At 57.7% G+C, this 22,477-nt stretch carries 22 protein-coding genes and 1 tRNA gene; 10 read left to right on the plus strand and 13 right to left on the minus strand.

The window, feature by feature from the left end; translation table 11 throughout:
• The first annotated feature begins 162 nt into the window (after nt 1-162).
• The gene (locus tag DTJ15_RS04950) at nt 163-999 is read left to right on the plus strand and encodes an NUDIX domain-containing protein (protein WP_249109548.1); all 837 of its coding nucleotides are present in this window, start codon (nt 163-165) and stop codon (nt 997-999) included.
• An 85-nt stretch (nt 1,000-1,084) separates the two neighbouring features.
• The gene (locus tag DTJ15_RS04955) at nt 1,085-2,200 is read left to right on the plus strand and encodes an AI-2E family transporter (protein WP_283162674.1); all 1,116 of its coding nucleotides are present in this window, start codon (nt 1,085-1,087) and stop codon (nt 2,198-2,200) included.
• An 11-nt stretch (nt 2,201-2,211) separates the two neighbouring features.
• On the opposite strand, the gene DTJ15_RS04960 is transcribed toward DTJ15_RS04955, so the two are convergent.
• The 7 genes from DTJ15_RS04960 to DTJ15_RS04990 form a co-directional block, all read right to left on the minus strand.
• Nucleotides 2,212-2,288, minus strand: a tRNA-Pro gene (locus DTJ15_RS04960).
• 75 nt (nt 2,289-2,363) lie between these two features.
• Nucleotides 2,364-4,061 (minus strand): MerR family transcriptional regulator, encoded by a 1,698-nt coding sequence (locus DTJ15_RS04965; protein ID WP_249109550.1) that lies wholly within the window; start codon nt 4,059-4,061, stop codon nt 2,364-2,366.
• Entirely contained in the window at nt 4,058-4,369 is a 312-nt protein-coding gene (locus DTJ15_RS04970; RefSeq protein WP_043561110.1) for an integration host factor subunit alpha, read from the minus strand. Before DTJ15_RS04970 ends, DTJ15_RS04965 begins: the two co-directional genes overlap by 4 nt.
• Before the next feature lie 107 nt (nt 4,370-4,476).
• Nucleotides 4,477-5,472, minus strand: coding sequence for a beta-ketoacyl-ACP synthase III (locus DTJ15_RS04975; RefSeq protein ID WP_086431530.1), 996 nt, complete (start codon nt 5,470-5,472; stop codon nt 4,477-4,479).
• Between the two features lie 8 nt (nt 5,473-5,480).
• Nucleotides 5,481-6,584, minus strand: coding sequence for a phosphate acyltransferase PlsX (gene plsX / locus DTJ15_RS04980; RefSeq protein ID WP_081563495.1), 1,104 nt, complete (start codon nt 6,582-6,584; stop codon nt 5,481-5,483).
• 108 nt (nt 6,585-6,692) lie between these two features.
• Nucleotides 6,693-6,899 carry a 50S ribosomal protein L32 gene (rpmF, locus tag DTJ15_RS04985; RefSeq protein ID WP_043559883.1) on the minus strand — a complete coding sequence of 69 codons (207 nt, stop codon included), beginning with the start codon at nt 6,897-6,899 and terminating at the stop codon, nt 6,693-6,695.
• Nucleotides 6,900-7,119: 220 nt separating this feature from the next.
• The gene (locus DTJ15_RS04990) at nt 7,120-7,836 is read right to left on the minus strand and encodes a DUF177 domain-containing protein (RefSeq protein ID WP_249109551.1); all 717 of its coding nucleotides are present in this window, start codon (nt 7,834-7,836) and stop codon (nt 7,120-7,122) included.
• A gap of 71 nt (nt 7,837-7,907) precedes the next feature.
• Between DTJ15_RS04990 and DTJ15_RS04995 the strand changes: the two genes are divergently transcribed.
• Nucleotides 7,908-8,528: an outer membrane protein assembly factor BamE gene (locus DTJ15_RS04995; protein WP_373364574.1), complete on the plus strand. Its 621-nt coding sequence runs from the start codon at nt 7,908-7,910 to the stop codon at nt 8,526-8,528.
• 91 nt (nt 8,529-8,619) lie between these two features.
• On the opposite strand, the gene DTJ15_RS05000 is transcribed toward DTJ15_RS04995, so the two are convergent.
• The gene (locus DTJ15_RS05000) at nt 8,620-9,108 is read right to left on the minus strand and encodes a MarR family winged helix-turn-helix transcriptional regulator (protein ID WP_249109552.1); all 489 of its coding nucleotides are present in this window, start codon (nt 9,106-9,108) and stop codon (nt 8,620-8,622) included.
• Nucleotides 9,109-9,361: 253 nt separating this feature from the next.
• Here DTJ15_RS05000 and rpsU point away from each other — a divergent pair, with 253 nt between their 5' ends.
• The gene (gene rpsU, locus DTJ15_RS05005) at nt 9,362-9,565 is read left to right on the plus strand and encodes a 30S ribosomal protein S21 (RefSeq protein WP_026294133.1); all 204 of its coding nucleotides are present in this window, start codon (nt 9,362-9,364) and stop codon (nt 9,563-9,565) included.
• 82 nt (nt 9,566-9,647) lie between these two features.
• Here the strand turns inward: rpsU and DTJ15_RS05010 are convergent, their stop codons facing one another.
• Nucleotides 9,648-11,060, minus strand: coding sequence for a glycosyltransferase family 39 protein (locus tag DTJ15_RS05010; RefSeq protein ID WP_249109554.1), 1,413 nt, complete (start codon nt 11,058-11,060; stop codon nt 9,648-9,650).
• A gap of 9 nt (nt 11,061-11,069) precedes the next feature.
• Nucleotides 11,070-11,534, minus strand: a complete 465-nt coding sequence (locus DTJ15_RS05015; protein ID WP_043559880.1) for an Lrp/AsnC family transcriptional regulator — start codon at nt 11,532-11,534, stop codon at nt 11,070-11,072.
• Nucleotides 11,535-11,831: 297 nt separating this feature from the next.
• Here DTJ15_RS05015 and trxB point away from each other — a divergent pair, with 297 nt between their 5' ends.
• The gene (gene trxB / locus DTJ15_RS05020) at nt 11,832-12,803 is read left to right on the plus strand and encodes a thioredoxin-disulfide reductase (RefSeq protein WP_249109555.1); all 972 of its coding nucleotides are present in this window, start codon (nt 11,832-11,834) and stop codon (nt 12,801-12,803) included.
• Nucleotides 12,804-13,086: 283 nt separating this feature from the next.
• The gene (locus DTJ15_RS05025; protein ID WP_052349033.1) at nt 13,087-14,031 is read left to right on the plus strand and encodes a LysR family transcriptional regulator; all 945 of its coding nucleotides are present in this window, start codon (nt 13,087-13,089) and stop codon (nt 14,029-14,031) included.
• On the opposite strand, the gene DTJ15_RS05030 is transcribed toward DTJ15_RS05025, so the two are convergent.
• A complete protein-coding gene (locus DTJ15_RS05030; protein ID WP_043559877.1) occupies nt 14,012-14,299 on the minus strand; it encodes an HU family DNA-binding protein in 288 nt (95 codons plus the stop codon). The two genes, DTJ15_RS05025 and DTJ15_RS05030, sit on opposite strands and share 20 nt — an antisense overlap.
• 134 nt (nt 14,300-14,433) lie before the next feature.
• Nucleotides 14,434-14,916: a MucR family transcriptional regulator gene (locus DTJ15_RS05035; protein WP_081563239.1), complete on the minus strand. Its 483-nt coding sequence runs from the start codon at nt 14,914-14,916 to the stop codon at nt 14,434-14,436.
• 211 nt (nt 14,917-15,127) lie between these two features.
• Between DTJ15_RS05035 and DTJ15_RS05040 the strand changes: the two genes are divergently transcribed.
• The 4 genes from DTJ15_RS05040 to DTJ15_RS05055 all read left to right on the plus strand — a co-directional run bounded on the left by DTJ15_RS05040 (nt 15,128) and on the right by DTJ15_RS05055 (nt 20,775).
• The gene (locus DTJ15_RS05040) at nt 15,128-17,323 is read left to right on the plus strand and encodes an FUSC family protein (protein ID WP_081847696.1); all 2,196 of its coding nucleotides are present in this window, start codon (nt 15,128-15,130) and stop codon (nt 17,321-17,323) included.
• A 63-nt stretch (nt 17,324-17,386) separates the two neighbouring features.
• On the plus strand, nt 17,387-18,496 hold the full coding sequence (locus DTJ15_RS05045; protein WP_249085554.1) for a glycosyltransferase family 4 protein: 1,110 nt from the start codon (nt 17,387-17,389) through the stop codon (nt 18,494-18,496).
• Nucleotides 18,493-19,341: a fumarylacetoacetate hydrolase family protein gene (locus DTJ15_RS05050; RefSeq protein ID WP_043559873.1), complete on the plus strand. Its 849-nt coding sequence runs from the start codon at nt 18,493-18,495 to the stop codon at nt 19,339-19,341. The genes DTJ15_RS05045 and DTJ15_RS05050 overlap by 4 nt, the downstream gene beginning before the upstream one ends.
• Nucleotides 19,342-19,800: 459 nt before the next feature.
• Nucleotides 19,801-20,775, plus strand: coding sequence for a flagellin (locus DTJ15_RS05055; protein ID WP_249109557.1), 975 nt, complete (start codon nt 19,801-19,803; stop codon nt 20,773-20,775).
• Between the two features lie 11 nt (nt 20,776-20,786).
• Here the strand turns inward: DTJ15_RS05055 and rmuC are convergent, their stop codons facing one another.
• Nucleotides 20,787-22,307: a DNA recombination protein RmuC gene (gene rmuC, locus DTJ15_RS05060; protein WP_249109559.1), complete on the minus strand. Its 1,521-nt coding sequence runs from the start codon at nt 22,305-22,307 to the stop codon at nt 20,787-20,789.
• Nucleotides 22,308-22,477 lie beyond the last annotated feature (170 nt).

Genomic DNA, 22,477 nt, shown 5'->3' on the forward strand with positions numbered 1-22,477 from the left:
TAGATGATCTGCTGCCATGTCTGGCATTGTTGCCGGAGGAGCTTTTACACGGTCCTTCCCATCCTGCCAGCCTTTGCCAATTGAATGATGCCCCAGAGACAGGCAGGCTCTCCGCTGCTGTCCGTCCTCCGTGCCATCATGAATGAACATCAGAGAGAACCCATGCTGTCCTCCGCTGCCGCTCCCTTTCTCCGCCATATTGAGCGGTGCCGCAATGTCACCCTCCCGGCGGGGCGCATCCCCCTGCTGCATGACGGCCTGTCCATCGGTCTGGTCGACCCTGCCTGCCTTGGCTGGCTGGCCGCTCCTGCCGAGATGGGCCTGCTGGAAATAGGGGACGGGCACATCACCCTGCCCGATGGACAGGGGCTGTCCCAGATAAGCCACATGCTGGCCGAGCAGGAACGCTATGTGCCCTTCCATGAATGGTTTGATGTCCGCTCACCTGATGGAACAATCATCGGGCAGATTGACCGGGCTCTGATCCCGGTTTTTGGTGTAGAAGCTTCTGGTGTCCACATGAATGGCCTTGTCCAGAAAAAAACGGGGCTGCACCTCTGGGTTGCCCGCCGCAGCCCACAGAAACGGCTGGACCCAGGCAAACTCGACCATCTGGTTGCCGGCGGGATGAGCAGCGGCCTCACCCCAGAGGAAACACTCGTCAAGGAAGCCGGAGAAGAAGCCTCCATCCCCACCGCCCTTGCCCGCCACGCCCGCCACGCCAGCACGCTCCATTACGCCATGACACGTCCGGAGGGGCTGCGACGCGACCGGCTTTACTGTTACGATCTCATGCTCCCGGAAGATTTCGTTCCCCAGGCCAATGATGGTGAAGTGGAATCCTTCCATCTCATGCCTGTCGGAAACGTCTTCCAGCTGGTCCGGGACACAGACGATTTCAAATTTAACGTTAATCTTGTCCTTCTGGACCTTTTCCTTCGACTTGGGATGTTCGATAAGCAGGATAGTCTGATTCTGGCAGAAACTTTACACGGGTGACCCCACATGACCACCCTTTCCAGACCAGCCCACTGATGTGGCTGCTTCATTCCATTCTGGCACGCTGACCGAGACACCACGCACCATGACCCATCCACACCACAGAACCACCCAACCGCTGCGGCTCTCTCCGCCCTCCAAGACCCTACAGAAACGGGCCCGTGGTTTTCTGGCACTGTTTTTCGTGCTGGCAGCCCTCTGGACACTCAGACACATGCTGCCAGCTCTCCTCTGGGGCGGCATCTTCGCCATTGCCCTCTGGCCGCTATACAAACGCTCGACAAGGCGGTTCGGCCACACGATATGGCTTCCCCTGCTCTTTACCGGTGTACTGGCGCTGATCTTCCTCGTCCCTGTTTCCTTCATCAGCATCAAGACGGCTGACGAAATCCATTCGGCTTTCCTGTGGCTTGATACGATCCGCCATCAGGGGCTGCCGGCCCCCGCCTGGCTGGACCACCTGCCAGTGGCTTCCGGACCGGCCACCGCCCTCTGGACCGAGCATCTCAGCAATCCTGATGCCCTGAACGATTTGTTCCATTCCCTGAATCTGGGACATGGCATGGCCGTGGGCAAACAGTTCGGTTCGGAAGTCCTGCACCGGGGAATCCTGTTCGGCTTCTCCATGCTGACACTTTTCTTCCTGCTGAAAGATGGCGACAGCATCATCCGGAAATGCATGATCGGCTCGCAGCGTCTCTTCGGAGCGCAGGGAGAAAGCCTTGCACGACAGATTGTTGCTTCCATTCATGGCACGGTTTCCGGCCTGGTTCTGGTCGGGCTGGGTGAAGGGGCCATCATGGGCGTGTGCTACGTGGTTGCCGGGGCCCCACAGCCGCTCATCTTCGGGCTGGCGACAGCCATTGCGGCCATGGTCCCTCTGCTCGGCTGGATCGCCGTGACAGGCGTATGCCTGCTGATCGCCTTCAAGGGTAGCATGCTGGCTGCCGCCATCGTCTGGCTGATTGGTGCCGTCGTGCTGTTCGTGGCAGACCACTTCATTCGCCCTGTCTTGATAGGCGGCAGCACGAAAGTCCCATTCCTCTGGGTGTTGATGGGTATTCTGGGCGGTGCGGAAACATGGCAGCTGATGGGCCTGTTCATCGGACCAGCCATCATGGCAGCCCTGCACCTGCTCTGGACACTCTGGACCAGCAACAAGGTTTCTGGCCAGCGTACGGGACATATTGTGAGGGAGTGAACCGCAGGAGATGGTCGGGCAGGCGGGATTCGAACCCACGACCCCCAGTCCCCCAGACTGATGCGCTACCAGACTGCGCTACTGCCCGTCGTCCTGCGGTGAGGAAGCTCTAGCAGCCCCGGCCCATTCCTGCAATGGCCCGGGGCTTTTTTTTAATATTTTTTCAGAGGGTAAGGGTTTTTTTCATCTCGGCCAGCTCGCCGAGAAGATCATGCAGCAGCCTGTCCAGCTCATCCTTCCGCCGGACCTGGAGACGGTTTTCCATATCCTGGGCTGTCAGCTTCTGTTGCAGGACAACGCCTTCCCCCTCAAGGGTACGGATACGTTCCACTGCCTCGGCATGGCGTTCACGCTCACCGGCAAACCCGGCCTGCGCCTGCTTCAGCTCGCCATTTTCCGCTTCAAGATGCTCCACCCTGCCAACGATGACAGCCTGTGCTGCCAATTTTTCCTCACTCTCTTTCAGGGAACGCTTGAGACGGACATTTTCATCCTCAAGGGACTGCATGATCAGAACAGACTGTTCCAGCTTCCGCACAAGCTCCTGCCGCTCTGCCCCTACAGCCTCCAGACGACTGGCAAGCTGTTTCTGCTGGGCAGCGCCTTCCGACTGCAAGGTCTGCACCTGCTCATGCTCTGCCTGCAGGGTTTTCAACTGCCCCTGAAGAGCCTGCACCTCATTCCGTCTGGCTTCTTCTGCCAGCACCTGTTTTCTGGCGTCAGCTTTCAGCCGATCAACAGTTTCCCGCAGAGACACAGCCTGCTTTTCCAGTTCCTGCTGTCTGGCCTGACCCGCTGTCTGCTGCTCCATGGCAGCCCTGTGCAGTGTCTCGATTTCAGCTTCCAGCCCCCGGCACCGTTCTGCCTCAGCACGGGCTTCTTCCAGCTCCCTGCTCAGGGTCTGTATCCGCCCATGTTCGACCTGCATGTCGGCCAGCTTGACCCGCAGCCCTTCCAGCTGGCTCAAACGTTCCTTCCGGGATTCTGCCTCTTTCTGATGCTCTCTGGCTTCAGCCATCAGGCGATCAACAGTTTTCTGCAACTCGGCGTTACGCTCTTCCAGAACACGTCCCTGAGTGGCTTCCGTTTCACGCTGCTTCTGCCCAGCCGCACGCAGCGCCCCGTTCTCGGTTTCAAGACGCCTGATGTCCGCCCGTACGGCCTCAAGCTCCTCATGCAGGGCCGACGCCCTGTCACGCTCCGCCCGCAACCCGGCAAGCTCTGATCGCAGCGTCTCCAGCTGGAGCCGCTGCTCCTTCCCATCGGCAACCGCCTGCTGATACGTGCCCATCTCCGCCGTCAGACGCTCAACCGTTTCCTGCAAAGCCAGATTCTCTTCTTCCAGCTCTGCAACATAACCACCCTTTGCGTCCTTCTGAGGCTGCGGGGCAGACCGGGACTGCTCCAGCGCTTCCTTCAGGGAAGCATTCTCATCTTCCAGCGTCTTGAGGGACAGCGCAATCTGACCAAACTCCTCAAGACGATCGCTGAGCGTTCTGTTTTCCTTCTGCAACTCCTTCAGCTGGTCAGGTGAAGAGGTTTCGCCGTGACCAGCTGTCTCCGCCCCGCCCGAGACGGAAAGCGGCGTGCCATCACTGATGATCCCCTCACGCTTCAGCAATGGAACAATCTCATGGCTTCTGGCACCATCCTGATAAAGGAGCCGGGCGATATTGCGCACGACCGTGACAGCCTGCTCATCGTAATAACTCTGCCCGTCTTCACCCTGCTTTACCCTGAAAACAGGATAAAGACTTTCCCATGAATGCAGACGGTACAGAGGCAGCCCCAGCTCCCCTGCAACGCTGATGGCTGTCCTCAAGCCCCCATGCTGAGGCTGAGATGAATCAGTGGACATCATTGATGGGCATCCTGAGCTGATGGTCTGCCATTGACGCTGTCCCGCAGAAGACGGGATGGCCGGAAGAACGGCACACGCCGGGCCGAGATGATGGCCTCTTTCCCTGTCAGGGGATTCCGCCCCAGACGGGTTGCTTTATCCCGTACAGCGAACGTACCGAAGCCGCTGATCTTCAGCGACTTGCCCTGCTCAAGAGTCTGGATGAACAGCTCAAACATTTTCTCCAGAAACAGGGTAGCCTGCTGCCGGGAAAAGCCATGCTCCTCCTGGAGGAGCTCTATCAGATCAGCGCGTGCAATTGTCTCCATAATGGGAAAAGGTATCACGAGCCATCTGATTAGCACACTGAAAAAACGAACTCCCCTGCATATAAATCAGGGGAGTTTCAGAAGCGCTGATTCCGCCTGGAAAGGCCTTACATTCTCACCAGAGCAGACCCCCATGTAAGGCCACCACCAAGGGCCTCCATGAGGACCAGATCGCCCTGCCTGATCCGCCCATCCCGGACCGCTTCATCCAGAGCAAGAGGGATTGATGCCGCCGACGTGTTGGCGTGCCTGTCTACCGTCACCACGACGCGATCCGACGGCAGGGCAAGCTTCTTGGCCATGCCATCAATGATCCGCAGATTCGCCTGATGCGGCACCAGCCACTGGATGTCCGTGCCCTTGAGACCGTTTGTCTCCAGCGCTTCATCAACAGCAGCAGCAAGGTTGACGACAGCATGACGGAACACCTCCCGCCCATGCATTTTCAACGCCACCTTGCCAGACGCGCAGCCAACGGCACCATCAACATAGAGCAGATCACCAAGACGGCCATCTGCGTGAAGATGCGTGGACAGGATACCCTCTCCCTCACCTGCGCCTGCCTCGAGCAGGACCGCACCAGCGCCATCCCCGAACAGCACACAGGTGGAACGGTCTTCCCAGTCCAGAAGACGGGAAAATACCTCCACACCGATCACCATGGCACGCCTGACCTGACCGGAGCGGATCATAGAATCAGCCACTGTCAACGCATACACGAAACCAGAGCAGGCTGCGCTGACGTCAAACCCGAAACCACGTTCCATGCCCAGAGCCGCCTGAACACGTACGGCAACGGAAGGGAATACCTGATCCGGCGTTGATGTTGCCACGATGACGGCATCCACATCATCTGCTGTTCTGCCAGCATGTTCCAGCGCCCGCTGGGCTGCCAGATGCGCAAGGGATACGGCGGATTCATCGCCAGACACAATATGCCGCTGACGGATTCCGGTCCTGGTCCTGATCCACTCATCCGACGTATCAAGTCTGAATTCGGCAGCCAGCTCCTCATTGCTGAAAGCACGCTGCGGAAGGGCACTGCCGACACCTGTCAGACGGGCACCCGCTGCCGCTCCCCGGACCTGTTTATCCTGCGCCATGGAAGACGTCACTCCTGCTCTCTGCTTTCTCCAGACTGCCCCAACATGCCGAGCTGATCCAGACGATGGCGGATCTTGTCATTCAGCCTGTTTTCCACCGCATCCACGGCAACATCCACCGCAGAGGCGAAACCCTCGGCATCTGCCCCACCATGTGACTTCACCACGATGCCATTCAGCCCCACAAAAACGGCGCCATTATAGCGGCTGGGATCGATCCATTCCTTCATGCGGCGCAGACCGGGGCGGACCAGAAGGTAGCCGATCCGGGTCAACCAGCTACTCATGAACACGCTCCTGAGCAACCCGAAAGCCAGCTTCAGCGCCCCTTCACCAGTCTTCAGTGCCACATTGCCCGTAAAACCATCCGTCACGACAACATCGGTCACACCGGCGGTAATGTCATGCCCCTCCACAAAACCGTGGAAACGGTCAGACAACACACTGTCCCGAAGGCGCTCGGCAGCCTGCTTCAGGCGTTCATCGCCCTTCAGCTCTTCCGAACCAACATTGAGCAGCCCGATGCTGGGCGCCTTGAGGGACAGGGCCGCCTGTGCGAAGGCCTCCCCCATGATGGCGAATTCGACCAGATTGCGGGCATCGCATACGATATTCGCACCCAGATCGAGCATGACGACATCACCACGGGCGGATGGCTGGACAGCCGCCATGGCCGGGCGAGAAATACCGGGCAGGGCTTTTACGATGATCTTTGCCAATGCAAGCATCGCACCACTGTTCCCGGCGGACACGACGCCACGAGCCTCACCAGAGGCAACAGCCTCCATGGCGACCCGCATGGAGGATCCCCGCACGCGAAGCGCCGCAGTGGGTTTCATCTCCATGGGAATGCTTTCCGGCGCATGGCGCACGGTGCAGATTCCAGAAAGTTTGGGATAATTTGCGAGTGATGCGTTCAGGACCTTCTCATCACCTATGAGAAGAATCCGGATGTCCGGGTGACGGATGGCCGTCATCTCCAGTCCCGCAAGAACGATCTCGGGGGCGTTATCTCCCCCCATGGCATCAACGGCCAGAGTAAAAGGAGCCGGGGATTGTGCAGCCTGCTTTTCGACTCCACCCTCAGCTCTGACGCCAGACGCCTCCGTCATGAGTGCAGCCCCCAGAAATTCCTTGTTTTTCCTGCTCAGGCAGGATGCACGAAAATGCAACCCCGGACCGGAAGCCCGGGGCGGCAGTATCCCTCAGGATACGGGCAATCAGGCGCGAACGGCTGTCTTCAGCGCACGGCCCTCTGCACTGACAACCTCACGGCCATCATAATGGCCACAATGGCTGCACACATGATGCGGGCGCTTCATCTCGCCACAGTTGGCGCATTCAGCATGCGCCTCAACACGAAGAGCCTGATGGCTGCGACGCATGCCACGACGGGACGGCGTAGTCTTTCTCTTAGGGACGGCCATGGGTATCTGCCTCTCACTGGGTTGCGTATCCGGCTTCTGCTACCGCACGGCGCGGCCTCAAGCCAGAGAAATCTCATTAGGTCTTCACCACCGCCATAAGCCACGGTGCTCAGGCGTGGGGCTCTAGCAGAGAGAGCATCTCTCTGCAAGCATCAATGCCACTACGGCATCGCTCCTTACTCCCCGCCTTTACCAGAAAGGCGGAAAGATTACCACTCCTTCACGGCTCCTTCCTGAGTTTTTTCAGCACGTCAAAAGGATTTTCCCGGGCTGCGCCGGGCCGTGCATCCAGCTCATCATCAGACGGTGTGACCTCCACGAACTGCTCCAGCCCTGCTCCTGCCCGCCGCGGATAAGGAGTCAGGCAGAGGGCCAGCTGTTCTGCCGCAGCCTCGCCCAGATCAATCATGCGGCCATCATAAGGAACATCATCGGCATCTTCCTGAAGCAGAGCCTCAATATCGATATCCTCTTCATCAGGCATCTCGGAAACCGGGACGAAACGTAGACTGAACGGCTCGTCGATCACCTCTTTCACCGGTTCACCCGTGATGATGCAGGCCTGCTCCACCTCCGCCCGGATATGACCTTCCGCCAGTACGATATTCTCCGCCCCCCGCCTCAGCGCAAAAGTGCAGGACAGCTCCTTCAAAGACAGAAGACCAAAGCGCTTCCGCAGACCTTCCCTCTCCTCAGCATTGGCCTCCACATGCTCTTCAAGAGGGCGGCCCGTCTTTGCCAGTGGAATGCGGCGCGAGAACTCTGGCGCAATCCTTTCTTCTGGCTGTGTTCCGGCGTCTGCTCTGCCTCCAGATGACATCATGACCTCACGATAATTTACCAGGGTGCCTCTTTCAGAAGGGGCTGACGCCATGAAGTCAAGCCTAAACTGCTGCCGGACAGCCACAGCCCGACAATCCACGAAAAAGATTGACATGCTGCCCTCTCTGAGGCACCGGAAAGAGCACGTATGGCTTGCCCGCATATCATCAGGACAGTTTGCCCTTCATGACCAGCTTCTCTACTGCCTCCACCCCGGACAAGAGCTCCCCCTTCCCCCGTCTGGCCCGCTTCATGGCACTGCGACGCCGTTGCTGGACAGGCCTTCTGGCCGGTGGGGTGCTGATGCTCAGCGGCTGTGAGGCCATCAGCCCGCCGCCCATCCCGCGCGGGGCGCTGATCGAGAAACTGGATTATGACCAGCTGGTCCTCAACTCCAGCACCCAGAATGATGCCCTGAGCATACTGGGCTCTCCGACAGCCCATGCAACCTTCAATGACAATACATGGATCTACATTTCCATGACGAAGGACCTCGTGCCGCTGGCTCATCCGGTTGTGGACAAGCAGCAGGTCCTGGTCCTGAATTTCGACAATGCTGGCGTTCTCCGCAAGATGAACGTGCTGGACAGGCATGATGCCATCCGTGTCTCCATGGCAGGCGGAGCTACACCGACACCGGGCACGCATATTTCTGTTCTGCGGGAGCTGCTGGGCAATGTGGGCCGCTACAACCCGATGAGCAGCATGGGCAGCACCTTCGGCGGACTGGGAAATGGTGGCATGGGTGCCGGCCCGATGAGTGGCCAGGGCACCGGCAATGGGGGCGTCGGCAACTCGATGCCCTGATCCATCCGTCCAGCAGCCTGGTGACGGGCTAACGGGCTGAAAAATCCTTTCCATGAAGGGGAAGAGTCTTTGTTCGGCTCCTCCCCTTTTCTTATCCCCCCTCCGAGAACGGCCCGCCATATTCGGCAACATGCAAGACCCTGCGGAACCCATCAACAGCGGCTCCGTCAACCTGCCTGTATGCCCGTGTCAGGACAGTGCGAATGGCAGCAAAAAGTTCTGCCTCAAGCTGTCTGCCCTCATCTGTCAGAAAAACGGGCCGCTTCCTCCGGTCCCCTTCATCCTGTTTCTGCTCGACCAGTTTTTTCGCTTTCAGCTCGCCAAGAGCCCGACCCAGCGACTGTTTGGTAATGCCAAGCCGCCTGCACAGCTCACTGGGCAGCAATCCGCCATGGCTGCCCAGAAAAAACATGATCCGGTAATGGGCAGGCCCCAGACCGTGAGAGTCGAGCCCTCCTTCACAAGCAGCGGACAGGGACCGCCAGAGGGCCAGGAGCCCCTCAAAGGACTGCCTGATGGAATTTTCACGCAGATACAGGTGCGCATCCACCATGGTACGCCTGTCATTCTGTACCCCCATCCCGTCCTCCTCCTGTTCACCACACACTCATCCACATGCACCATACGCCCACCAGCCATGAGGAACCATCAGACAGGCGAAATAATCCACAGATAAAGAGGGCCTCCACCCTTTATGCCCATCAGAAACTATTGTCTGTCGTTTTGGAGTATGATAGGCCACTTCACACTGTAATCGGATCCGCGTCCTTCAATGGGTGATGCTACAGACACCGCTCGGGAAGGATCAGAACCCCAAAGGAGATGACGACACCGTGCAGGTTCTCGTTCGTGATAATAATGTTGACCAGGCGCTGAAAGCCCTCAAGAAGAAAATGCAGCGCGAAGGCGTCTTCCGTGAGATGAAGCTCCGTCGCCACTTTGAAAAGCCGTCCGAGCGCCGCGCCCGCGAGGTTGCCGAGGCCGTGCGTCGCGCCCGCAAGATGGAGCGCAAGCGCCTGGAGCGCGAGGGCTTCTGAAGTCAGCCTGTTCGTATTTGTACGAATGAGAAAGCCATCCATGTTCGGATGGCTTTTTTCATGTCTGCCTTCATGCCGCCCATCAAGGCCGCTGCACGATCCAGCCGGAAAGGTCGTGCCGTTTTTCCAGCAGATAGACCCTTACAGGCCGCTTCCTGTCCTTCCGCCATACGGCCCAGCCGCCTGCGGGCACCGGTCCATACCGGCCATCCTTCAGATACAGGACCGTCCTGACCGTCTCATGAGGAAGCCCTGCCACATAGCCCCATCGGGAATCCTTTCCCAGCACCGCAAGACCTTGCGGTTTCTGAAACGCCAGAATTGAGGCCAGGGCATAATCGTCCGTTGCCAGACATGAAATCCCTGCCTTTTCGGCCTCTTCTGCGACCGCTGCTGCCAGATCACTCCAACCTGCCCCCAACCTTGCGATGGGATCCATATGCGGGGGCAGTGGCAACCATCCCGTCAGACACTGAGCATAGACCAGAACCGTGCAGATGCCCCCCGTCATACAGGCTCCCCTGAGCCGACCCGCATAAGCGGCCCCGGCCAGGATAAGGGCTGGATACAGCACCCAGACCCAATTGGGCTGGACACGCTCTCCCGTCACATTCACCAGAAACAGCAGCAGCGCAGGAGCGGACAGCCACAACAGCACATGCTGCCCATGGCGGGCACGCCATAGCCCCATGAAACACAGGACAGCAACCCAAGGGGTCAACAGGGCCAGCTGCCCCGCCAGCAGTTCCCCCAGAAACTGCCCGGCCCGTTCAGGATGCCAGTACGAAGCCCGTCCGCCCTGTTTCAGCAGACCCGCCCAGCCATGCCTTTCATTCCAGACCAGGGTTGGCAGCACCATGAGGGCTGCTGCCCCTCCCCCCAACCAGGGGCCGGCCATACGCCAAGCCCCCCGGCCGCCAAACAGAACAAACCCCGCCAGACCGAGCCCCGGCAGAAGAGCCGTGTATTTGGAATCGGCTGCCAGACCAAGACCAATACCGCACAGCACCCACCAGCCACAGGCTGCCGCCCCATGGGACTGCAAGGCTCCAGACAAAGCCCATAACATCAGACAAAGGAAAACAAACAGAGGGACATCTGGCGTGGCCGGAACAAGCCCCACAGACGCCATCAGGGTCACATTCAACAGTAGAATCGCCCGAACTCCCACCCTGTCACGAGAAGGGAAAAAACGACGGGCGGCCAGAAAAAGCCATATGTTGGCACAGACAAAACCGACCAGACCACAGAACCGTACGCCAAACGGCGTATCCCCCCACAAGAGGGTTCCCAGCCGAATCCACAACGCCACCATGAAGGGATGGTCCAGATACCCTGCCTGCATATGGCGGGACCAGAGCCAGTAATAGGCCTCATCAGGTATGAGAGGTACTTCAGCAGCCAGAAAAAGCCGCACCATGAGCCCCAGAGCCGCACAGCAGAACAGGATATGCAATGGCATCCAGCGCCTGAAAAAGCGGACAGGTTTCAGCATGATCCGCTCCTAGAGCGGAACGCCGGCTCTCTCACAGCTTGTCCTGATGACCTGGAAAGTCTGTACCCGTACGACGTGCGTTACCTCGATCAGGTCCCGTGTCAGACGATTCTGATGTTCCGCATCCCGGGCCATGAGACGGAGGAGGAAATCCTCCCCTCCCCGGATCATGTGGCATTCCTGCGTTTCCGGCCATTCTGCGACCAGGGCCTCGAACTCTGCCAGCACGGCACCTTTCTGGCTGTCCAGCCCGACCAGAACAAAAAATGTGATGGACCAACCCAGCATCGCCGGAGCCAGCGTCGCATGATAGCCTTGGATGAGCCCCATCTCCTCCAGCCGCCTGACACGACGCAGACAGGGCGGCGCAGAAATTCCCACCCGTCGGGCCAGCTCCACATTGGTAACACGGCCATCCTGCTGGAGCTCCGCCAGGATACTGCGGTCAATCTCATCAAGGTCTGCAATGCTCATATGGTTTCCAGCAACTCTGCTCACAGAACCCCCATGCGGCCCGGATGGGGAACGGGCTCATCCGCAGGGGGTTATCCCCGCCTGTATAGACTGATCTTTCTTATGTGAAAACTCTTCCCATGGAAAAGAGAAATAATATTTCGTTTCTCCGCAAGATAATTATTTTTACCGAAATCTTTCATATACTATATCTGTTATCCTCCAGCCCGTAGCGGACCTAAGATCACCCCGCCCCTTCGAAACCATTCCTCTCATCCCCCTAGCCGGGAAGATGATCCCTTTACCACGGAGCTTTCAATGGCAGAGACACATCATACCGACATGCTGATCGTCGGGGCCGGACCGGCAGGCTATACAGCAGCCATCTATGCCGCCCGGGCTGGCATGCAGCCTCTTCTGGTTACCGGCATGCAGCCCGGTGGCCAGCTGACCATCACGGATGAAATCGAAAATTTTCCCGGTTTTGCACAACCTGTCCAGGGGCCATGGCTCATGGAACAGATGCGGGAACAGGCTGAACATGTCGGGACGAAGCTGCTCTATGACCTCATCACGAAAGCCTCCCTCAAGCAGGGCCCTGATGCAGAAGGCTATTTCCACCTGAAAGGGGATTCTGGCGACCTGTTCCTGGCACGTACGGTCGTCATTGCCACGGGCGCCCAGGCCAAGTGGCTTGGTCTCGACTCTGAAAAAAAATATCAAGGTGCTGGCGTGTCTGCCTGTGCAACCTGCGACGGCTTCTTCTACCGTGGCAAGGACGTTGCCGTCATAGGCGGGGGCAATACGGCCGTGGAAGAAGCCCTCTATCTGACCCACCACGCCTCTACCGTGCATCTCATCCACCGGCGTGACAGCCTGAAAGCCGAACGCATCCTCCAGAAGCGCCTGCATGACAATCCCAAGATCAAAGTTCACTGGAACCGGGCTGTCCGCGAAATCATCGGTGAAGGTTCACCCGCCGTCGTGACGGCCCTTGAACTGACAGACACGCAGGATAACACGAAAACGGAGCGTCTCGCCGTGGATGGCGTGTTTGTGGCCATCGGCCACAGCCCCAGCACAGGCCCCTTCCGGCATGAAGTCCTCTGTGATGAAGAAGGCTACATCACAACCCAGCCGGGAACTGCCTCAACGTCCATTCCCGGCATCTTCGCAGCCGGCGACATTCAGGACAAGACGTACCGTCAGGCTGTCACGGCTGCCGGTACGGGCTGCATGGCCGCTCTGGAAGCGGAACGTTACCTTGCCGAAAAAAAATATGGTGCCTGACAGACCTGCACAGGGGCAGACCATCTCTCATTTTCGCCTTGCTGAAAGATGATCTGCCCTCTATCAGTCAACACTAGCTAAAATGGACTAAACTCTATCCTTTTCATGGCCTTTCATCTTCATTTAACGAAAATATAACCAACTTTAGAGGCATTCTGCCCTTGACCGATCGTTTCTTTTCGGGAATTTTTCATGAAATAGATAGACGGTTAAGGTTACGATGCGGGGCGTTATGAGCAGAGCTGGCCATGATTATTGCGAAGGGGCGTACGGGAATCAGAAAATGGACTGGGACAAACTCCGTATCTTTCATACCGTGGCGGAAGCCGGCTCCTTCACTCATGCCGGTGATCGTCTCAACCTGAGCCAGTCTGCTGTCTCCCGGCAGATTTCTGCACTGGAAGACGTACTGGGCGTACCTCTCTTCCATCGCCACGCCCGTGGGCTTATCCTGACCGAACAGGGCGAGGTGCTCCACCGCACGGCCCGGGAGGTCTTCTCCAAACTAGCCCTGACCCAAGCTTTCCTGAGTGAAAACAGGGAGAAAGCGGCCGGGAAGATCAAGGTCACGACCACATCAGGCTTTGGCCTCTCTTGGCTGACACCCCGTCTCCATCACTTCATGGAACGTCATCCCCATGTGGAAGTCACGCTCCTGCTTGAGGATTCCGATCTTGACCTGAGCATGCGGGAAGCTGATGTCGCCATCCGTCTCCATCCTCCTACCCAGCCCGACCTCATCCAACGTCACCTGGCCAGTTTTCACATGCCCATCTATGCCAGCCGGGAGTATCTGGAAGAGCACGGCACCCCCACCACGCTGAAGGACCTAGCCGACCACAATCTGATCGGCTTTGCTGGCTGGCACCTTCCCCTGCCCCATGTAAACTGGCTGATTGAACGGCTCGTGAAGGACAAAATCATCCTCCACCCCAAGGTCCGCCTTGCCGTCAACAACATTGCGGCGGTCGGCATGGCCATTGCGCAGGGCAACGGCATCGGAACCCTGCCCTTCTACACGGCTTCCGCCCATCCTAACCTTGTCCGTATCCTCCCAGATGTGCACGGCCCGCTGGCAGAGGCGTTCTTTGTCTATCCGGAAGAGCTGAGAAGCTCCAAAAGGATTTCAGTCTTCCGGGACTTCCTGCTGGAAGAACTCAATACGGCCCGTACGGGGAAAGAAACCCCCTCACATAGCGCAGAGCCGTTCATTTCTTCGGCTGATTGACCCTCTCGCGCAGGTCTTTTCCAGCCCGGAAAAAAGGAACACGCTTCGCCCTGACAGCCACGGACTGACCCGTTCTCGGGTTCCGTCCCTGGTGGGCAGTGTGCTGGCGTGTTCCAAAACTGCCTATGCCACGCAGTTCGGCCCTGTTCCCTGCTGCAAGGCCAGAAGCGATACGGGAAAATATCCCATCAACAGCCTGATCAACCTTATCTCTGGAAATACCCTCCAGGCGGGAGGTCAGTAAAGCGACAAATTCCGAGCGTGTCATCCAAACTCTCCGTCACTGATCATTCTTCCGAAGAGTGACAATAGGACGCCAGAAACGTCAAGAAAAAATGCTCTACTATGAAAAAAGCCGGGTTTACGCCCGGCTTTTTTTCAGATTGATGTTAATAAACGGTTTCAGTTTTTACTGCCATTATCCCGTTTATTCTCGGCTGAGACACCAATATTACGCCCGAGCCCAATCGTTCTGGCCAGCTCGGACCGCCGTGCAGCATAGGCTGGCGCCACCATCGGGTAATCCGCAGGCAGACCCCACTTCTCCCGATACTGGTCCGGCGTCATGTCATACGTGCTCTTCAGGTGCCGCTTCAGCATCTTCAGCTTCTTTCCGTCTTCCAGACAGACGATATAATCAGGGTAGACGGACTTGCGCACGGGCACGGCCGGCTGCTGCCGGGTCTGCTCCGCCACGTCACCACTTTCTCCCCCCTGCCCGGCAAGTGCCTCATAAACCTGGCGGATCAGTCCCGGCAGGCTGTCAGCAGAGACATCGGAACCAGTCAACTTTGCGACGACAATATCAGTCGTCAGCTCCAGCAGCTTTCTGCGCTCTTCATTCGGGGCCGTCTGAGTTCCTTCAGCCTGAGTATTGTCCGTCATTGAATAACCTTTGCAGCTACAAGTCTTCAGCAGAATTTTCAGAAAAGTTTTACTATTTTTCCTTTAAACAAAAAAGAGAAATATTCCATGATAATGAAAAAAATATTCCCTCTGAAATCATTCCGATATTTTTGTTCAATTATAAGTGTGACCCCTCGCATCCATGCGTAAAGGGCAGTAATCTCCCGTCCTGAAAGCCACTGGATGCGCAATGATCACCCGTTTTCTGAACTTCAGGACCCCGTCCTTTTTCTACTGGATCTTCACCCCGTCTCTGGATGGATTTCTCTTCGCCCTGCGGACTACCATTGCAGCCTGTCTGTCTCTGGGGATCGCTCTTTGGCTGGAGCTGGACAGTCCCATCTGGGCCCCCATGACGGTCTGGTCCGTAGCGCAGCTGACACGAGGAGAAAGCCTCTCCAAAGCCCGTTGGCGCATCATAGGAACATTGGCTGGCGGTGTGGCGGCCCTGATCTTCGTCGGCATATATCCGCAGGCTCCCTGGCTGTTTTTCCCGATCATTGCCCTGTGGATTGGCCTCTGCAGCGGGCTGGCCACCTTTGTCAGCAACTTCCGCTCCTATGCGCTGGTTCTCTCCGGCTACACCTGCGCCATCATCTGCATGGATGTCGTCCCGCATACGGGCAGCATCTTCATGTTTGCCGTATCCCGTGCCAGTTACATCATCCTCGGCGTGCTGTGTGAGGCCTTCATCGGGCTTCTCTTCGCCTTCAACCAGGACCGTGTAGCCCATCTCAAGATACGGCAGAAACTGGAATCGGCCCTAACACTGGTGGCCGACACCCTCCACCATATTCTCCAGAGGGACACCGGCGCCCTGACAGAAGCCCGCAAGCTGTTCGGCACCATCCTCTCCATCAACGACCAGATCGAATTTGCGGAACTGGAAATGGGTGCGCATGGTCATGAAGGCGACCATGCCCGTGCCGCCCTGGCCGCCGTATCTGCCCTGCTCTCCCGCAGTTTCGGTATGGCTACACGGTTGGAGCTGCTCTCCTCCAACCATCAGGATTTTGACACGGTGGCACGGGCGTTCCGGCATTTTCTGAAGGACTTCTCCAGCCGCCTGCCCCAGGAAGCCGAAATCTCGGAACTTCTCGCCGAGCTCCAGCACCTCCGGGACATCTGCCGCCGTTATGCAACCCCGCACCGGCAAAAGATCATCTCCACCTCTGGCCCACTAACCCCTCTACGGGACAAGACCACCATCATTACTGATTCCGCACTGGATGAACGTATTCTGTTCTCATCCCTTGGGGATCTGATCGGTGATCTGGAAGAAGCCATCACGGAATATCACGCCAGCACGCACAGTGTGCGTGGTGACCATTTCCAGTTCCAGCGCCATACGCACCGGGACGGGCGACTTGCCTTCAATAACGGGTTCCGTGCGGCGCTGACCATTCTGGTCACATCCTTCATTTATGAAATCACGGCATGGTCCAATGGCAACACACTCATCAGCATCACGGCCCTGATCTGCGGCCTTTTCGCCACAAAGGAAGACCCCGTACTGGGAACAATCAAATTCCTCAAAGGGCTTGCGGTAGGCTGGTGCGTGGCCTGGCTGCTCTGCTTCATCTTCATTCCTATGGTCACGACATATGAACCTCTGGTGCTCATCCTGTCCTGCGTGATGATGATCGGAGGGTTAGCCCGGGCCAACCCCGCCACAGCCCCGGCAGCCTCGGCCTTCAACCTGCTGATGCCCCTGATGCTGGGCATCCAGAATCATCATGTCATTGACGAGACGAAATTCTACAACACCAACCTCGCCATCATCCTTGCAGGTGTAACGGCCGTGCTGATCTTCCGCAGCATCCTGCCTTTCAACCGCAAGGCCGAAGAATTCCGGCTGCGCCGTGCCACACTGCGGGAGCTGCGCAATCTTGCCAGCCTGAGCAGCACACCGCAGATCAGCGCATGGATTGGCCACAGTACGGACCGCTTCTCTCGCCTTCTCAGCCACGCCACCACCCTGTCCCCCCTTGTGGAGGCCGGTATTCAGGGTACGCTGGCTACCCTGACACTCGGGCTGAACATCATCCGCCTGCGAGGGTTGCTCAACCGTGAGTATCTGCCGGAAAGCGCCCGCCGCCCCATCACGCTGGTTCTCTATTACATTGAACACTCATCCCGCCGGCATGACCGGGCAGCCCGCCTGACCCGGGCCGCCATACGCCGCCTGCGTGAGCTGGACACACAGGACCATGAGGCCATCATCCGGCTGGAAATAACCCGTGCCCTGGCCCATCTTGTGGTGATCGAACACACCTTGCGGACAAACGAGAATTTTCTGGATGCCAGCAAGCCCTTCCGTGGTGAAGGCCCCATCCCCCTGCCCCATGATGAGGATTCATACGCAGGCCACCCGCAAAGGGCTTGATCTCCCGCCTGTGGGCAGCCAGACTTCTGCCTCCCTGCCCTTGTCCGAGGTTCTGCCGTCTCCATGAAGATCCATTATGTTGTCACAAGCCTGGAAACGGGTGGGGCTGAATTTGCCATCCCGGATATCGTAAAAACCCTCGAACAGTTCGGCCATCAGGTGGATGTCACCGCCTGCGAGCCTCGGGACATGGGGGCAGCTCCTCATCTGGAACAGGCCGGAATCCCCTACCATCTTCTGGACAGCCGGCGCCGCAGTTTCTTCCTCACGCTGATCCGTCTCCTGCGCCTGCTCCGCCGGAACCGGCCCGACATCATCTGGACCTCCCTGAGCCGGGCCACACTGCTGGGCCAGCTGGCCGGAGCACTCCTCAATATTCCCGTTGTCAGCTGGAAGAACAGTGCCAGCATCCGTTTCACCACCACGGCAGGCCGTCGCATTACCCGGCTATGGGTTGCAGATTCCGCTTATGTGGCCCGTTTCCTTCGGGAAAAAATGAACATTCCGCCGGAGAAAATCACGTCCTGGCCTCTTTACGTGGCCGCCCCCGAAAACCACCCGGCCCCGGACTGGAATGGCGGGACACCTCTGCACATCGGCAGCACGGGGCGACTGCATGAGGTGAAAAACTATCCCCTGCTCATCGAAGGTCTGGCCCTGTTCCGCGCACGTCATCCCCAGTGGGCAGACCTCGTGCACCTGTCCTTTGCAGGCGATGGCCCCCAGCGGGCGGAGCTTGAAACCCTCATCCGGCAGCACGGGCTGGAAAACCACGTCTCACTGAAAGGTTTCCAGACGGATGTTCCGGCCTTTCTCCGCACGCTCCAGCTTTACGCACAGCCCTCACGTTATGAGGGCATGTGTCTGGCTGCCCATGAGGCCATGAACATGAGCCTGCCTGTCATGGCGACACCGGTCGGGGAAATGCGCAACAGCGTCCAGCCCGGTCAGACAGGATTCCTGCTGCAACCTGACAGGATTCCTGAAACCTTCTGCGACACGCTGGCAGAAATTTTTCAGAACCCGGCCCTGCTGAACGACTACGGCAAAGCTGCAAAACGTTACATCGAACAGCATTACAGCCGGGAAGCCTTCACGCAACGATGCGGAAAAATCGTTGAAAAACTGGAGCGGATGACCACCCCGCACCCCTCAGGAAAAACCCCGTCATGACAAAACTCTGCCGCTATGGCCGCCCCGGCTCTGAAAAGCCCGGACTGATCGACAGTTCCGGTACACTGCGTGACCTTTCGGGACTCTGGAGTGACCTGACGCCGGAGCGCCTCTCCCCACAATCCCTTGCTCAGGTGGCAGCCATTGATGCAGCGACCCTGCCAGCCGTGGAAGGCTCTCCCCGGTTCGGCGTGCCCATCAGCCATGTCTCCAAATGCGTCTGCATTGGCCTGAACTATGCCGATCATGCCGAAGAAGCCGGTCTTCCCATCCCGCAGGAACCGATCGTCTTTCTGAAAGCTCCTTCCGCCCTTTGCGGTGCCCATGACGACATCCCCATCCCGCCCCATGCTTCACAAGTGGACTGGGAAGTCGAGCTCGGCATCGTCATCGGCAGCACAGCCCGCCATGTGACGGAAGCAAAGGCTCTGGAGCATGTGGCAGGCTACTGCATCGTCAATGATGTGTCAGAACGCAGTTTCCAGATGCAGTCCTCACAATGGGACAAGGGCAAGGGCTGCGACAATTTCGGACCTGTCGGCCCCTTCCTTGTCACGGCTGATGAGATCGCTGATCCGCAGAACCTGCGCCTCTGGCTGGACGTGAACGGAACCCGTCGCCAGGACGGCTCGACAGCCACCATGATCTTCTCTGTCCGTGAGATCATCGCCTATCTCAGCCGGTACATGACGCTCCTGCCCGGCGACATCATTGCCACCGGAACACCGCCCGGTGTCGGGATGGGACACAAGCCGCCCCTGTGGTTGCAGGAAGGTGACGAAATGCGGCTTGGCATTGAAGGGCTGGGGGAACAGAAGCAGACACTCGTGCGATGGACACGATGAAAAAACAGAACAACCTCATGAAAGACAGAATGACAGAAACATATACTTACAGAACTGTCCTCTGAATCCACCGCCTGCCCGCGCCATTTTCACCTGCCACCAGCTGGATGGCCATTATTCTCGTGGACATGGAGCACTGGTTTCACAATACCGGACCGGAAGAAACCCATGTCATCCTGACGGTCCTTGGCTCATGAAGTTGAGATGCACATATGCCATTTTCACGACATGTCGCCATGAAATCCATCTCATATAATTAAAACATTACTCATATTGCTCTATTATAAACAATCAGCTCTCAACATGATGAATCTTAATGGCGCTCTAATGTGACTTTCATAAAACAAGTGAAGAACCATTTTTCATTCAAAATTTAAGAAGCTTGTAAAATTTTCGTGTTTCCTTGCATCCGCCAGCAGATGTCCGTTGGTTCCGCTTAATGAACTGGGAGAAAGGGCCATGAGTCTTTCCATCAACACCAACCAGTCTTCCTTGGCTGCCCTGGAAACACTGAACACGACACAGACGGATCTGGCCCACACGGAAAACGCTGTTTCCACTGGCAAGAAAGTGGCCAATGCCTCCGACAATCCAGCCGCTTTCGGCATTGCCTCCCAGATTGGCGGGGACATTGCAGGACAAAGTGCTGTCAATGACGGGTTAAGCTATGCCTCCCAGGTTCTCAGCGCTACCAACTCTGCGGCCAACAGCATCATCAAGGTTCTTCAGAATGTCCAGAATGCCGTGACAACCGTTGGCAACAACATCGGCAATGAATCATCTCTCGGCCAGCTCAACAAAGAGCTGACAGGTTACATGAAAAGCATCGACACCATCGCCCGAAACGCCACGGTGAAAGGCGTCAATCTTCTTTCCGGCGGCACGCTGAGCGGCACGGGGGACGGAATGGGCATTACCTCCAACAGCCTGACCTTTGTCACCAGCCTCCAGGGAGACACGCAGACACTGAACAGCTACGGCTACATGATCGGCCTCACGACCGGTTACGGGATCGGCCACATCATGACGGAACTGTTCGGCATGACACCTGGCAGCGCAATGCCTGGGGAAGACCCCACCGTGAACAACTTCCTGACGGCCACTCCTGACGGTGCCCGCATCAGCGACGGTTTCAATGCGGCGGCCACGGCACAGCGTCTTCCCAGAATGATCCAGATCACGCAGAACGCCATCCAGGCGATGACCAACGTCACATCCGACCTTGGCGCCAACATGCAGCTCATCAACTCCATGAGTGCCTATGGGCAGAAATCGTCCGATTCCCTCACGGCAGCATCCGGTGCGCTGACGGATGCTGACATGTCTGCCGAGTCTGCCAAACTGACATCTCTCCAGACCAAACAGTCCCTCGGCATCAAGTCCCTTTCCATCTCCAATGGCCAGTCACAGAACATCCTGTCCCTCTTCCAGTAAGGGCGGCGTGTTCAGGGACCGGTCACTGGTACCGGCTGTCCGGTATCATCTTCCACTGGCTCCACGATCAGGCCCAGACGTTCCGTTTCAAAATCCATATGAGCCGCCTCCAGCCGGGGCAGGTTTTTGCTGACCTTGGCTGAAAGCTGCCTGAAACGGTCCACCCGGCCATACAGACCCTGCTGCCCGGCCAAGGCCCTGACGGCACCGTTATAATGGTTGCTTGCCGTGTTCAGGCTTCCGCCCAGCTTATTCAGCCTTTCGGCCACAAGGCATACCGAATTGTAGATGTCCCCTGCCTTCTCGCTGATCTCACGGGCTTCCCGGTTGCTCCGTTCGATCATCCACAGATTGGCGACCGTCCGCAGGATGGGAATGAGTGTCGTGTGGGACACCAGCACGATGCCCTTCCTGTACCCATAGTCAAACAGGTCCCGGTCCGCCTTCAGGGCACTGATGTAGGCCGGCTCGATCGGCATGAACATGAGGACAAAACCGGGACTGCGCATCCCGATCAGGTTCGTGTAATCCTTGGAGGCCAGATCATCCATGTGCCGGCGGACGGATTTCACATGCTCCCTGAGAGCGGCCTCGTGCTCCGTCTGGCTCTCCGCCGCCACGGCCCGGTCATAGGCATTCAGCGACACCTTGCTGTCGATGATGATGTGTTTGCCTTCGGGCAGCCGGATCAGATAGTCCGTCTGTTTCTGCCGCCCCTCCGCATCCCGGAAGGAACTCTGGACCTCATAATGGGCTTCTTCCACAAGACCGCTCATCTCCAGGGTCCGGCGAAGCTGCGCCTCCCCCCAGGCACCACGCTGCTGCGAATCCCCCTTCAGGGCTGATGTCAGGTTGGTGGCCTCCTGACTCATCTTCAGGCCGATCTCCAGAACCTTCCTGATCTCCGCCTTGAGGGTGCTGTTCCCCTGGAGGGACGCATCATGCACCTCATTGACCCGCTTCTGAAACCCTTCGATCTGCTCCCGGAACGGCTTCAGCATGGACGACAGACTGACCTGACTGGCATCAGCGAAGCTCTTACCTTTTTCCTCGAATATCCTGTTGGCCAGATTTTCGAACTCTTTCCCCAGCGACTGCCTGGCTTCGCCAAGCTGCTGCATCTGCTCCCGGAAATGTTCCTCTTTCCGCTCCAGCGTCGTCCTGATTTCCACATGCTCTTTTTCAAGCATGCCATATTTCTGGAGGAGGGCCTCATACTGTCCGCCCCGTTCCGTCAGGGCCGCATCCAGCCGCTGGACCGTCTCATGGGCATTGCGCAGCTGCGTGCGGGCCGTATTGTCCGCAAGCTCCGTGTCATGAAGCCTGTTCCTGAGCTGGACAAGCTCCGCTCCGTCCCTGTCATGCCGGTCACTGGCCTGCTGGAAAGCCACCTCCATCTGCCGGACCTGCATGGCAAGATCAGATATCTTCAACCCGGCCCGCCTCATGGCCAGCAAATACCCCAACCCGGCCGCCAGAAACGCCACGATAGCCATGGCGACGGTACCGATCATCAGTACGGATATCTGCATGTTGTTCTCTCCCAAAGGCCCCGGTTTGGGACCATGACCTCCGTAAACCAGTCTGAAGGAGGCAGTCCATATCTTACGGGGCATCAAACTAACGGGCTATCAGGCCACAGGCCAGCCTGCCGGTGAACAACGCCCGGCACCGAAAGTTTACATGCAAAGGGAACAATCAT

It is taken from the genome of Parasaccharibacter sp. TMW 2.1891 (genome assembly GCF_023337675.1).
Classification (GTDB): domain Bacteria; phylum Pseudomonadota; class Alphaproteobacteria; order Acetobacterales; family Acetobacteraceae; genus Bombella; species Bombella apis.

Bases quoted from the DNA above. Each gene is read 5' to 3' on its own strand.
- DTJ15_RS05040 (WP_081847696.1), top strand. From the start codon at position 15,128: ATGATCACCCGTTTTCTGAACTTCAGGACCCCGTCCTTTTTCTACTGG.
- DTJ15_RS04965 (WP_249109550.1), bottom strand. From the start codon at position 4,061: ATGATGTCCACTGATTCATCTCAGCCTCAGCATGGGGGCTTGAGGACA.
- DTJ15_RS05000 (WP_249109552.1), bottom strand. From the start codon at position 9,108: ATGGGGGTACAGAATGACAGGCGTACCATGGTGGATGCGCACCTGTAT.
- DTJ15_RS04970 (WP_043561110.1), bottom strand. From the start codon at position 4,369: ATGGAGACAATTGCACGCGCTGATCTGATAGAGCTCCTCCAGGAGGAG.
- DTJ15_RS05055 (WP_249109557.1), top strand. From the start codon at position 19,801: ATGAGTCTTTCCATCAACACCAACCAGTCTTCCTTGGCTGCCCTGGAA.
- DTJ15_RS05035 (WP_081563239.1), bottom strand. From the start codon at position 14,916: ATGACGGACAATACTCAGGCTGAAGGAACTCAGACGGCCCCGAATGAA.
- DTJ15_RS05045 (WP_249085554.1), top strand. From the start codon at position 17,387: ATGAAGATCCATTATGTTGTCACAAGCCTGGAAACGGGTGGGGCTGAA.
- DTJ15_RS04995 (WP_373364574.1), top strand. From the start codon at position 7,908: ATGACCAGCTTCTCTACTGCCTCCACCCCGGACAAGAGCTCCCCCTTC.
- rmuC (WP_249109559.1), bottom strand. From the start codon at position 22,307: ATGCAGATATCCGTACTGATGATCGGTACCGTCGCCATGGCTATCGTG.
- DTJ15_RS05015 (WP_043559880.1), bottom strand. From the start codon at position 11,534: ATGAGCATTGCAGACCTTGATGAGATTGACCGCAGTATCCTGGCGGAG.
- DTJ15_RS05025 (WP_052349033.1), top strand. From the start codon at position 13,087: ATGGACTGGGACAAACTCCGTATCTTTCATACCGTGGCGGAAGCCGGC.
- DTJ15_RS04990 (WP_249109551.1), bottom strand. From the start codon at position 7,836: ATGTCAATCTTTTTCGTGGATTGTCGGGCTGTGGCTGTCCGGCAGCAG.
- trxB (WP_249109555.1), top strand. From the start codon at position 11,832: ATGGCAGAGACACATCATACCGACATGCTGATCGTCGGGGCCGGACCG.
- DTJ15_RS04950 (WP_249109548.1), top strand. From the start codon at position 163: ATGCTGTCCTCCGCTGCCGCTCCCTTTCTCCGCCATATTGAGCGGTGC.
- DTJ15_RS05050 (WP_043559873.1), top strand. From the start codon at position 18,493: ATGACAAAACTCTGCCGCTATGGCCGCCCCGGCTCTGAAAAGCCCGGA.
- DTJ15_RS04955 (WP_283162674.1), top strand. From the start codon at position 1,085: ATGACCCATCCACACCACAGAACCACCCAACCGCTGCGGCTCTCTCCG.
- plsX (WP_081563495.1), bottom strand. From the start codon at position 6,584: ATGACGGAGGCGTCTGGCGTCAGAGCTGAGGGTGGAGTCGAAAAGCAG.
- DTJ15_RS04975 (WP_086431530.1), bottom strand. From the start codon at position 5,472: ATGGCGCAGGATAAACAGGTCCGGGGAGCGGCAGCGGGTGCCCGTCTG.
- rpmF (WP_043559883.1), bottom strand. From the start codon at position 6,899: ATGGCCGTCCCTAAGAGAAAGACTACGCCGTCCCGTCGTGGCATGCGT.
- DTJ15_RS05010 (WP_249109554.1), bottom strand. From the start codon at position 11,060: ATGCTGAAACCTGTCCGCTTTTTCAGGCGCTGGATGCCATTGCATATC.
- DTJ15_RS05030 (WP_043559877.1), bottom strand. From the start codon at position 14,299: ATGACACGCTCGGAATTTGTCGCTTTACTGACCTCCCGCCTGGAGGGT.